This is a genomic window from Kocuria subflava, assembly GCF_012163155.1.
Taxonomy (GTDB): domain Bacteria; phylum Actinomycetota; class Actinomycetes; order Actinomycetales; family Micrococcaceae; genus Kocuria; species Kocuria subflava.
On the sequence record NZ_JAAVUN010000040.1, the window covers coordinates 1 to 11,979 of the forward strand.

The window sequence follows — 11,979 nt, forward strand, 5'->3', positions numbered from 1 at the left end:
TCGGCAGTGCACCCATCAAATCGAAACCGACGACTCACAGAGCGACCGGACCGAATGAAGGGGGCGGCCCAGGAGGGCCGCACCTCCCGGTGCGGCCCTCCGTGTTCCTTCGGTGGGGCTCCTACGCACTTACTGCAATCGGAACGAAATAACTCGTCAGATCGATGGTCTGGTCGCGGAAGCCAGGCGTCAGATCGGAAGCGTGGCCCCGCAACGCCGCACCCCTCGACCTCCACGTTCCGCACAGACAGGCAAGCAGCTACCTGCGGAGACCGAACAGGCCGTCGTCGCGGCGTATCAGGCGGGGCAGAGCATGAAGGGGATCGCTGCGGCGCACGGCATCCACCGTGTCACGGTCAGTCAGGTGCTTGAGCGGACTGGCACGGCGAAGCGGCCGCACAGCATGAGCCCGAGCCAAGTCGACACCGCCGCTCGCCTCTACGAGGAGGGGCTCTCGCTCGCCAACATCGGCTCCCAGCTCGGCTTCACCGCCACCACGATCCGCGCGGTGCTCCTGCGCAGAGGCGTCGCGACGCGTGACTCTCACGGCCGCTACTGCCCGGAGGCCTGCACTAAAATCCGTAGAGATGCTGGCGAGCGTTGAAAGCCGCTGGCCCTCCTTCGAGTACGTTCTCGACGTGCGAACGAATGGCCATGTCGTCCAGCGATCCAACTCCGTCCGATGTAGATCGACCGTTCCGGCCATCCCCTTCGAGAGCAACGATCAGCTCGGCGTCGCCAAGCACCGGAACATTCGCGTTATGAGTGCTCGCAATGATCTGACGCTTGCCCTTCAGACTTCGAAGATTCGTAACGATACCGTCGTAGACAAAGCGATTGTCGAGGTCATCTTCAGGCTGATCGATCACGAGCGGGGCGTTCGATGCCCCGAGCAGGAGGAGGAGCAGGGCGGTGGCGCGCTGTCCCTTTGACAGATCGTCCATCTTCTTGAACTCACGTGTGCCCGTTCCCGCCAGGACGTCCAGCTGTACCTCGACAGCTTGCCCAACCGACAACTCTTCGAGCTGACGGAGCAGAGGCTCCCCTGCTTCCAGCAGGGAACGCGCCTGCGCACCGCTGATCGAGAACTGTTCACTCAGTTCCGGCTCTCCGGTTCGCGCCGCTTCCACGAAGGCTCGCGTCGAGAAGCTCTCTTGATCGATAGCCGCCATGATGCGATTGCGCCGGCCAGAGATGGACTGCTCGATCACTGACTTGATGTCCTTCCGATCCGAAGCAGGGACGGGCTTCACGATCACAACTCCGCCAGTGGCAGCGTTCGCGGCGCGGATCGCTTCAGTGAGTTCCCGGGCTCGGTCGCTCTCGTGGCTCGCCAGTTGTTGCAGCAGCGTGGCCCGCTCGGTGAGTAGCCCCTGAAGGCTCCTCGCGATAGCAGTCCGACGAGATTCCTTGGCCTTCAACACCTCAAGCGCATTCGTCGTGTCGAGGTACTTGTTGGGTTCAAGCCCCTCCTCGACAAGCTTGCGGAGTACCTCGTCGTGCTCGTCGCGCTGCTCGCGGACAGCGTCCGACCATTCGGATTTCGCCGCTTCGATCTCGGCGGCTGCCACCTCAAGCGCCGTCCGGGCGTCAGCAGCAAGCCCTGCCAACTTGGAAGCAAGTGTCGTCGATGCTGCCTGCGCACGCTTTAGGTAGGCAGTTCTTGGCGAGTCGTCAATGTTGTCGAATGCGGCCTCCAACTTCGTGGTGAGCTGCGGATCAGTGAGAGCTGTCAACGACTCCTGTGCTGCGGTTGCGCGCGCTGCCGCCTCGGTGAACACCGCTTCGTCTTGGGTGAGCCGCGTGACCTCCTTAAGCCGGGTCGGAACATCTGTGGCGGTGTAGTGTTGCACCTGTTCCTCGAGCCGAGGGATGTCCGCGAGCTCATCTTCGAGCTGGGTACGTCCCTCTTCTGCGCGGGCCAATTTCTCACGATTCAGCTTGAGATTGGTCAGAGTCTCCACATGTTCGGCAGCTAGTTCACCGCTCCCTTGGAACCGTTGCAACATGCTCGCGACCTTCGAGCTGTCGTTCGTCAGTTCGGCGAGCTCATGCTGTCCAAAGATCTCCACGTTTGCGATCACATCGATCGGCCGGAGGTTGGTGGCAGTGCCGCTCTCGTCTTTCACTACCGGAAGGTTGCTGACGGACCGTTCGATGGTAAACGTACGCACCGACGGCGAGGTCGTCTCGACAAGCAGCTTCACGACGGTGCCCGACTTGAGCACGCCACTCACGATGCCGTCATGGTCTCTCTTCGCCTCTGCGCCAATCGGAGTCAGGCCAAGGACGAATCGGAGGCTCTCGATGGCAGTCGACTTGCCGGTTCCTCGTCCCCCGATGAGTGTCGTGAGATCGCTTGAAAGCGGGATCGTTACGCCGTCGAGGAAGCCGCCCACCCATGAGATCTCCTTCAGTATGGGACGTGGTTCGACCGCTGGGTTTTCAAGTGAAACTCGTGTCTCAGGGGTTCGGACGGCGAGCTTGAGGCTGTCCACCGATAGACGGCTGACCTTGAACCAACAGCTTGCGCCTTGGTTCTGGAGGGCAGTGGGCTTCGTTACATCGTCGGCATGTATCGCGGCGAGCGGATGAGTTCTGTCATAAGGCTTGGTGCCATCGAGGATCGCGATCTGATCCGTGCCGTCAGCCTGGCTAGGCGTGATGCCGAGGGCGTGTAGATCGGGATGCTTGATCTTTGTCACGAGTGGCTGTCCGGCACGCCCAGTCAGAAGTCCGCTGTTGGGGACGTTGACGTGGGCAGGAATCACGAGAGCCCCCTGTGCGGTCATCTTCTCAAGGATGTCGGTGAAGGAGGCGCCAGTTGTCCCGTTGGCACAGCCAGGCGCAACACCGCACATGCCGATCGCAGCGTTGATCGTCGCCGCGCTGGTTCCCGCTTCAAAGATCACAAGGATGTGGATACCCTCGCCGGAGTTTGCTTCGAAGCCGGGAAGGCCGACGATGCCCCGATCGGATGCGTCGCGGATCAGCTGAAGCGCGGAATCAACCTTCCAGTGATCCGTGACCGCGAACAGCTCGATCCCCTGTGCTTCGAACTCATCGAGCAGCGCCTTGTTGTAGTCAGCCTCCGTGTTGTATGTCACCGAAGGGGCGTTCTTACCCTCGTACGTATACGGATTTACCTGAAGCGCTGCTCGTACCCAACGCGCACCAACTGTGCCGACATTTGTCATAGCTTCCATCCTCCCGGAACTGAGACCGCGTAGTCCGGCACACCGATCGCCTCGAAGTGTCGCTTCGCAGACTTGATCTTGGCGTTCTCCGTCGGGCGGCGCTTGATCTCGTCTTCCGTGCTCTTCGTCTCGCGGATCATGTACACCCGCTCTCCGCCGTCCTCGTGCTTCACGATCGCCCAGTCCGGGTTGTACGGCCCGACCGGGGTATCGATCTTGAACCTATCGGGCAGCTTCATGAAGAACTTGATGTCCTCGCGGCCGTCGAGCAGTTCCGCGAACTGACGCTCGGGGTCGGAGTCGTAGACGACGTAGTCGAAGTTCGACTTGTCCGCGTTCTCCAGCTTGTACATCTGGTCGAGGAAGCGTTCCTTCTCCTCCTCGCCGTCCTTGCGCAGCTCTCGTAGCTCGTAGACAGAACCTGCGATCTTCTCGTACTGCACACCGTCGACGACGAGCTTCGCGAGCTCGGTCTGCATGAGGCGCTTGGCCATGGCGATGAAGTCGTTCGGGTTCGCGATGAACTCGCCCAGCCGTCCACTGCCGACGAGGACATCGACAATGGTCTTGCGGGTGAGGGAAGTGGCCTCCTGCAGCTCCCCGATGATGTCGGGCAGGTCGTAGCTACCTCGGAGTTCCTGCTGACGTGACCCGAGTTCCTGGCCCTTCGCGCCACCGCGAAGCACCTTCACGCCCGCCCGGGTGACCTGGATGCGCAGCGGATCGATGCTCGGTGCCTCCTTGATCGCCCTGACCGAGTTCTCGATGATCTTGTCGCGCTCCACCTCGACGCGGTACGTCGTGCGACGGCTGATCGTCTCCCAGAACTTCTCGAACTCCGGGTTCGCGAACAGCTCCTTGTTGAGTTTGCGGGAATGACGCTTACTCTTCGGCTTGACGTACTTGCCGATGTTGGCGCGGCCGACCAGCTCGATGACGAACGGCTCGGCCCACATGAAGTCGACGGGCATGTTGAGGCTGAAGTCGAGCGTGTTCGGCTGGAACTTCGGCTGCACAACGCCGTCCTTGTCGATGAACTTCTGCGCGAGCAGGTGCTCCCAGATCGACACAGACCCCTCATAGCCGAGATTCTCATCGGTGAGCGTCCCGTCGGGGTTCTGCAGCGGGATCTTCGAGAACTCCGCCTTGCGCACGCGGCCGATCTCGACACCCGCGTCCTTGTACTCCTTCTGGAGCGCGTCGGCGAACTGCTTGTACGACTCGTTCGCCACCACGGTCAGCGTCGCGATCCCGCGGTCGGCCACACGCTCGTAGCCGCCTTCGCTCTTCGCGACCGGCAGGCGTAGACCACGCCCGAGCGTCTGGCGTCGTTCCGTCTCGGCGCCCATTTCGCGCAGGGTGCAGATCTGGAAGACGTTCGGGTTGTCCCAGCCCTCGCGCAGGGCAGAGTGACTGAACACGAAACGCGTCGGCTCGTTCTCGTCGAGCAGGCGTTCCTTCTGCTGCATGATCAGCTCGTACGCGTCATCGTCGGCCTTGGTGGTGCCGGACGTGTCCTGGAACTTGTCCACCGCGCCCTTCTTGCCTTTGAGGACAGAGAAGTAGCCGCGACGCAGCTCGGCCGGCTCCTGCGGGAGCAGCTCCTGCCACTGCGGAGACTTGGCACGCTCTTCACGGAACAGCTCGTCGAACCACTGCACGAACTGACCATTCGCATCATTGTTGTTCGAGCCGTCACCGAGGAAGCTTTCCACCTTGTCGATGAAGAACAGGCTGAGCACCTTGATGCCCTTAGCGCGCAGTTGCGTCTCCTTGCGCAGGTGCTCCTTGATCGTCTCGCGAATCATCTCCTTGTAGATCGCGCCCGACGATCCGCCGATGCCTTCGCCCTGATACAGATAGCCGTGGAGCGTCAGGTCGACGTAGGCGGGTTCGATGCTCATCTCGTCGACGCGCCAGCCGTCGTAGCTCGCGTTGTCCGTCAGTCGAGGATCGGACAGCTCCTGGTTCTGCTTGACGTTCACCACGCGCCGCTCGAGCGAACCGTCCGCCTTCCGGCATGACAGCTCCAGCCGAGCGACCCAGCCCTTGTCGTTCTTGACCTCGACCAGCTTGATGTACGGCGTCGCGTCCGCTCCTTGCTGCTGCACGTCCGCCACCACGATCTGCTTCACCAGGCCGAGGTCGTGTGCGTCGACCGGATCGAGTCGGTAGACGACGTTGCGGAGCTTCTTGTGCGTCGCGCTGTAGCGCAACGTGAACACCGGGTCGAGCTCGCTCACGGCCGACTGAGAGAGCAGGGACTCCATGTTCTGCGGCTCGTCCATGATGACGACCGGATGCGTCGCCTTCAGATAGTCGATCGGCTTGAGACCGTTCAGCTTGTCGCGCGTCTGGTGGATGATGCGCGTGTTCGCGTTGCCACGGATCGAGTCGATCGTCATCACCATGATCTGCACGTTGGTCGACGTCGCGAACGACTGCACCTCCTCGGCCGTCTTACCGCTGTAGACCGACGAGTCGAAGGTGATATTGCGCTTCTTGTACAGGTTCTCGAAGTGCGAACGCATGAGCCGGATGCTCGTGTTCACACCCTCACGGATCGCCACACTCGGCACGAGGATGACGAACTTCGTGAAGTTGTACCGCTCGGCCAGCTCGAAGATGGTGCGGAGGTACACGTACGTCTTACCTGTACCCGTCTCCATCTCAATATCGAAGTCCAGGCCGGAATCATCGAAAAGTTTCGAGGCGACCTCGAGGCCGTTCTTGTCCTGTACGCGCTGCAAGTTGGCGAGCACTGTGTCGCGGTCGAGCACCAGGCGGTTTCCGACGGCGCCGACCTTTTGCGAGAGGTCGAGGTCCAGCGCCGCGTTCTCCGTCTCGTTGAGCGCGGCCACCTGGCCGCGCAGCGTTGTCTCCAGCTTCTCGGCGTCCTTCGGCTGTCCGTCGAACAGATCGACGACAGACTTGATCGCGTCGAGCTGGTAGGGCTGGCTGGCGTCAAACTTGAACCCGCTACTCATCACGCCGTCCAGAGCTCGATGCCGTTGCTCTTGCAGAGCTGGGCAAGATTGGTCTTCAACTGATCGTCACCCTGGAACGCGTCCTCTAGGACGATCAGACGAGCAGGATCCTCATCCACCACGGCACGCAGTTGCTCGAGCGTCGGCTTGACGTGCTCATTCAGGTAGGCGAGCACGATGCCGTCACCCACCGAGCGCAGGTTGAGGTCGGCTAGAACGACCGGCGCAATTTCCTCAGTCAGCGAATAGCCCTGCTTGAGGAGGATCTCCGCAAGGAGGTCGTCCGCTGAAGCGTCGTCTGAGCTGCTTGACGCGCGCAGATCGAAGAGGTGCTGCTCGAGTTCCGTTCGATCAACGTCGCTCGAGACCTTCCATTTGGAGAAGTTCGTATCCGCTAGCGAAAAGGCTCGGAAGCCGGTGTCAACTGATTGGCCCGTAAGTTCCGAATCCACTTTGTCGCGAGCAAGCGACAACCTGGCCCGTGCAACCGCCGAGAGCGTTTCGAAGCCCGACCTCCGCGCCTCAGAAGCTTCCGTGGTCGGCTCGGGTAGCTGCACTTGGATCCAACGGCGGTTGCCCGAGTCATCTGCGTTCGCAGCCAGAACAGCATGTCCGGTGGACCCAGAGCCCGCGAAGAAATCCAGCACGATATCGTCCGCGTCCGGGCGGGTTGCGAGTGCGATGACCTTCTTGATCAGGTCAACGGGCTTCGGGTGGTCGAACATCGTCTTACCGAACAGTTGACGCACTTCACGGGTGCCAGCCTCGGTGCGCACCTCAGTCTCATCCCAGATCGTCTTCGCTTTCTGGGTCGACCTCCTGTTCTTCTCGTAGACATTCCATCCTCCCGTGCGTACTGCCTTCGCTACTACTTGCGACGCGTCGGGGTCACCTTGCACGATGTTCTGTCCGGCCTTCGTTGTGCCCCAGCGCCAGCAACTGTCGTTCCCCTGGCTGTTGCGTGGGTACACCTCCAGCACGTGCCGATCGTTCTTCTCAAGACTGACGGAGGAGTATCCGTTTGAGTCCAAGTTGTTCGGATCAACGTAGAACGGGTAGAAGAGGTTGGGGCGGTTCGCTCGGTTGAAGCGTGGGTTGCGGTTCCTGAGTTCTCGGCACTCGTAGCGGCCGCGCCCATCCTGGAACGGTAACGAGTTGTCGATCTTCGGCAGTTCGTAAATGCCCGCGTCCGAGTAGCGACGCGCGTAGATCAGCACGTATTCATGGGTCTGCGCCAAGGGAAGGTAATCCCGTCCACCCTTGTTGGCCTGTGTCACTACCTGGGCTACGAAGTTTGCTTCGCCGAACACTTCATCACACAACTGGCGTAGTCGCGGCGCCTCATTGTCATCGATGCTGATGGCGATTACGCCCTCCGGGGCTAGGAGGTTCCGTGCCAGCTTCAAGCGCGGATACATCATGTTGAGCCAGTTGGAGTGGTAGCGTCCCTCGGTGTCCGCGTTGGTCGAGAGCTTCTTGCCCTCCTCGTTCAGCTGGCGCGTCCACTCAAGGTAGGTGTCGAGACCTTCTTTGTAGTTGTCCGGGTAGACGAAGTCGTTCCCGGTGTTGTACGGCGGATCGATGTAGATCAACTTGATCTTGGCGTGGTAGTGCTTCTGCAGGATCTTCAGCACCTCGAGGTTGTCACCCTCGATGAACACGTTCTTGGTGGTGTCCCAGTCCTTCGAGTTCTCGAAGTCAGGACGCAGTGTCGCCGTGGTCGACTCCTGCGCGGCACGCAGGGCGCGCTTCTTACCCGGCCAGAACAGCCCGAACCGCTCGCTGGTGTCGGACGCGTCACCGTCCAGCAGCTCCTTGAGCTTCTCCACGTCCACCTTGCCGTCGGCAATGACCTCAGGCATCAGCTCAGCAAGCTGCGCTGCCAGTTCGGTCTGGAAGTTCGGGGTAGAGGATGGTGTTTCGTGGATTTCTTCGCTCATCGGGTATTTCTCTTTCCTCAATTTAACAATTTTGATGTCTTTTGTGAACGCTGACCGTTACGCGACGATGCGCCAACGGATCGCGAACAGGTGCTCGGTGTCCTGGGTGCCTTGCAGGGATTGCTCGATCATGTCGAGCTTCTCGTCGATCTCGGCCTGCAGCTTGCGACGTGCATCACGGAAGCCGTCGTCGGCCTCGTCCGCCCGGCGCTCCCACTTGCGGGCCTCACGCTTGAGCTTGAGCTGCTCCATCGGGTCGTCCGCCTGCTTCGCCGCCTTGCGGGCTTCTTTTTCCTTGGTGCGGTACTCGCGGATCTTGCCCTCGTGCTCGGCCTTACGATCCTGCTGGTTGCGGTAGAGCAGTTCCTCCTGCTGGTCGTAGTATCGAGAGTTGCGCCCCTGAACCTCTTTCTCCAGCTCACCGAGCCGCGCCTTGAGCTGCGGCTCGACCTTAGCCACGTCGACCGCGACGGGTTGTTCACCCAAGCCCTGGCAGGCGAGGTCGAGGATGTCGGCGACGTATTCCTCGTCCAAGTACTGGCCGTCGTCGGTCATGCCACCGGCGAGCATGTACGACTCGGAGATGTCCTCGTCGCGCGCCCGCATCGTGAAGGTCAGCAGGTTGACCGTCAGCTCGCCGCTCTTACACGCGAGCGCCTTGACAGCGTTGCTGGCACGCTTCGATTGGCCGAGCGAGAAGGTCAGCTCGCGCTGCGGCGTCTCGTGCGCCTTCGCGGTGTCTGCGACGTGCTGCGCGAGCGGGCTGGCGTAGCGGTACTGGTGCGCGTTCGGGAGCGGCTTCGATTTGAAGAAGTAGCGGCCCGTCGGCGCATCCTTGGTAGGAGCCTGGTTCAGCACGAACGTGCGGCCGTCGCCCTCGAACGTCGCGACGTCGCGGAGCTCGTGCTGCGTGATCGCAAGCAGGAGACGCTCGAACTTATTGAGCACGTCGCCCGACTGCTCGTCGTACGCCTTCAGGCGATCCTGCACGTGCGGGTCGAGGTGGTCGAAGACCTTGGCCTTGGCGCTGGCCATCTCCTTCGAGATCTCGCCCGCGAACTGATCCTCAAGCTGTTTGAACGCCGCGTCGATCTCGCCGGCCGTCTTGCAGCGGGTGAGGATGTCGCTGATCCGCTTCTCGAAGTCGAGGCCGTCCTCCACCGCGCCAAGCACCTCGTCGCTGGCACCGAACACGCTCGAGAACAGTTGGAACTTGTTCGTCAGCAACTCCAAGATGCGCTGCTCCGCGACGTTGCCCTTGTTGCTGAAGTTCACGACGACGACGTTGTGCTTCTGACCGAAGCGGTGCGCGCGGCCGATGCGCTGCTCGACGCGCTGCGGGTTCCACGGCAGGTCGTAGTTGACGAGCATCGAGCAGAACTGCAGGTTGATGCCCTCAGCCGCCGCTTCGGTGGCGATCATGATCGTGCCTTGCTCGCGGAAGTAGTCCACGAGCGCCTTTCGACGATCGACCGCCGGGATGCCCGTGATCAGATCGCCGTCCTTGTTGGCCGTCAGCCATGCCTGGTAGATCGCCGTCTGCTCAGGCGAGGTGTTCGACCCGTTGAACAGCACGACGCCCTCGCCGCGACCGGCGTCGGCCAGCGTGCGGGCGATGTACTCCTGCGTCTTGGTCGAATCGGTGAAGATGATCGCTTTCTCGGCGGCGCCCAGCTCACGCAGGCGCTCGAAGCCCCTGTCGAGGGCCTCGTTGAGTTTCACGGCCTTCTGGTTGACCATGATCGAACGAGCAAGCGCCGCATACTCGCGGAGCTCATCCACCTCGGCGCGCATGCGCCCCAGGGTCTCGGCATCGAGCTGCGCGCTCGACGTCTGAGCCGTCGTCTCCTCGGCCTCCTCGACGATCTCTTCCTCGAGTTCGTCACCGGCCTCAAAGTCGGCCAGGAACAGCCCACCTCGGTTGTCACGGAGCTTGCCAGCGGCCACCTCGTCTGCCAGGCGGTTGGCGATGTTTTCCAGGGTGCTCGCCACGGCGTACGTCGATGATCCGAGGCGTTTGCGGATGATGAGCGCAGAGAGATGGCGCTGCGATCCTGCGAACGCGAACAACTCGTCGCGCTGCAGGTAGTCGTTGACCAGGTCGTACAGGCGCACCTCGTCGGGCGACGGCGTGAACTCCACCGTCAGCGGCATGCGCTTGGTGAACCGGATGTACTTGTTGGCGTCCTTGCGGAGCGTGCGCTTAGAGATCGCCGCTACACGCTCGACCAGGTCGTCGTCGCCGGTCAGGTCGCGGCTCTTGATGTAGCGCTCACGGAACGCGTCGAGCGAGTAGAAGTAGTCGGGGTCGAAGATCGACACGAGCCCGTACAGCTCCTCGAGCTTGTTCTGCAGCGGTGTCGCCGTGAGCAGCACCGTTTTGTGCGCGCTGCGGGCGACGTGCGAGACAGCCTCCGCCACCTTGGCCTTGCCGTTCCAGTAGCTACGCAGGCGGTGCGCCTCGTCGGCCACCACCAGATCCCACGATTTCAGCAGTGCTGTCTCGTGGCGGAGGGCGAACTCATACGAGCAGATGAGCACCTCAGCGGCGCGGGTGTCCGTCCTCGCGAGCAGCGCGTCTTTCGACCTGGCGTCGAGGATCGTGGATGGGATCAGGAACTTCTCGTACAGCTCCTGCTGCCACTGCTGCCGCAGGCTCGATGGAGCGACGATGAGAACGCGGCGCTTGCGCTCGGCCCAGTACTGCGAGATGACGATGCCCGCCTCGATGGTCTTGCCGAGGCCGACCTCGTCCGCCAGGATCACGCCAGGCAGGAACGGGGTTTGGAGAGCGAAGAGCGCCGCGTCGATCTGGTGCGGCTTCGGCTCAACCCGCGCATCGAACAGCAGGCCCGCCAGCTTGCCGACGTGATCGTTGGCGTAGCTGCGCTGCAGCTCGTAGGCGAAGTACTTCGACTGGTAGTCGGTGAGGGGAGCCGTCATCGGCGGCCCTTCCGGGTGTGGCAGGGCAGACACATGGAAGCTGCGGCGGCCGGGCGGCCGTCGCAGCGGATCGATCCGGCCGCTTTGCGCTCCATCAGGTCATGCTCCTGCGCGCCAGCGGCGCGATCTTAAGTTGTGCTCATAGTGCCGTGTCCAACGGTACCGGGGACCTCCGACACGTCGAGCGTGGCGCGTCCACCCGGGCGGGTTGGGGCTGCCGCAGGCGGGAACCAGACGGCTCAACCGGGACGCTACGATCTGCCCTCTATTCTCTCATATTTACGCATCTTCGAGAATAGAAGTACTGACACCCCCAGCGAGACAATACCCTGATCAGCCCGCATTTGAGCATTGCCTCGACTAGCAATTCGTGTTATATTACAGAGCAGTAATGCGTCTGGATCTTCCGTCACACCATCTCACACATTTCTTGCACCCTCGCTGTTCGAGGGGCGATTTCGGAGCCGTCGCGTAGTGCGTCTGGTTCCAGATCTCTCACCAGTCGGTTGGTTCCTCTTCGGGGCTATGGTGCTCCTGATCTTCACCTAACTCTACTTCTGGTGGATGGTGGTCAAGGCCAGTGCTCACAAGCATGTCTCTCGTGAGAAGGTCACCAGCCGGAAGCTCACTGCGTCTCTCGCTCATGCGAAGCGGAAAGGGAACACGCATCGCTTCCTGATCCAGATAACCACCAAGGGCGGTGCGCTCTCTGTCGTCCAGCGTGGCATCTACAACGTCCTGGCGGGCGTGGCCCGCTATCCGGTGCTGCAGAAGGTCGTCTGGGTGGAGATCATCACCGAGGACGCCGACGAAGGGGACTGATGCACGAGTAGGTGTCAGCTTGACCTGCCCTACGGTTAGGTTTCCACTCTTGGTCGCTAGCTTCCGATGGTGGTGAGTGCCCGCGGGGTG

6 protein-coding genes are annotated in these 11,979 nt (G+C 61.6%); 2 read left to right on the forward strand and 4 right to left on the reverse strand.

Annotated features, from left to right (window positions below; genetic code table 11):
* Nucleotides 1-202 precede the first annotated feature (202 nt).
* A complete protein-coding gene (locus GTW58_RS14730) occupies nucleotides 203-604 on the forward strand; it encodes a helix-turn-helix domain containing protein (RefSeq protein ID WP_168023532.1) in 402 nt (133 codons plus the stop codon).
* On the opposite strand, the gene GTW58_RS12350 is transcribed toward GTW58_RS14730, so the two are convergent.
* The 4 genes from GTW58_RS12350 to GTW58_RS12365 are packed head-to-tail and all read right to left on the reverse strand — an operon-like array spanning nucleotide 573 to nucleotide 11,067.
* Nucleotides 573-3,206 carry a TrlF family AAA-like ATPase gene (locus tag GTW58_RS12350; protein WP_245195255.1) on the reverse strand — a complete coding sequence of 878 codons (2,634 nt, stop codon included), beginning with the start codon at nucleotides 3,204-3,206 and terminating at the stop codon, nucleotides 573-575. The genes GTW58_RS14730 and GTW58_RS12350 overlap by 32 nt on opposite strands.
* The gene (locus GTW58_RS12355; protein WP_119933755.1) at nucleotides 3,194-6,184 is read right to left on the reverse strand and encodes a restriction endonuclease; all 2,991 of its coding nucleotides are present in this window, start codon (nucleotides 6,182-6,184) and stop codon (nucleotides 3,194-3,196) included. Before GTW58_RS12355 ends, GTW58_RS12350 begins: the two co-directional genes overlap by 13 nt.
* Nucleotides 6,184-8,124, reverse strand: a complete 1,941-nt coding sequence (locus tag GTW58_RS12360) for a site-specific DNA-methyltransferase (protein ID WP_119933756.1) — start codon at nucleotides 8,122-8,124, stop codon at nucleotides 6,184-6,186. Before GTW58_RS12360 ends, GTW58_RS12355 begins: the two co-directional genes overlap by 1 nt.
* Nucleotides 8,125-8,181: 57 nt before the next feature.
* The gene (locus GTW58_RS12365; RefSeq protein WP_119933757.1) at nucleotides 8,182-11,067 is read right to left on the reverse strand and encodes an SNF2-related protein; all 2,886 of its coding nucleotides are present in this window, start codon (nucleotides 11,065-11,067) and stop codon (nucleotides 8,182-8,184) included.
* 564 nt (nucleotides 11,068-11,631) lie between these two features.
* Here GTW58_RS12365 and GTW58_RS12370 point away from each other — a divergent pair.
* Entirely contained in the window at nucleotides 11,632-11,889 is a 258-nt protein-coding gene (locus GTW58_RS12370; protein WP_119933758.1) for a hypothetical protein, read from the forward strand.
* Nucleotides 11,890-11,979 lie beyond the last annotated feature (90 nt).

Excerpts from the sequence above, each read along its gene's own strand:
- GTW58_RS12365 (WP_119933757.1), bottom strand. The coding sequence starts at position 11,067 with ATGACGGCTCCCCTCACCGACTACCAGTCGAAGTACTTCGCCTACGAG.
- GTW58_RS12360 (WP_119933756.1), bottom strand. The coding sequence starts at position 8,124 with ATGAGCGAAGAAATCCACGAAACACCATCCTCTACCCCGAACTTCCAG.
- GTW58_RS12350 (WP_245195255.1), bottom strand. The coding sequence starts at position 3,206 with ATGGAAGCTATGACAAATGTCGGCACAGTTGGTGCGCGTTGGGTACGA.
- GTW58_RS12370 (WP_119933758.1), top strand. The coding sequence starts at position 11,632 with ATGGTGGTCAAGGCCAGTGCTCACAAGCATGTCTCTCGTGAGAAGGTC.
- GTW58_RS12355 (WP_119933755.1), bottom strand. The coding sequence starts at position 6,184 with ATGAGTAGCGGGTTCAAGTTTGACGCCAGCCAGCCCTACCAGCTCGAC.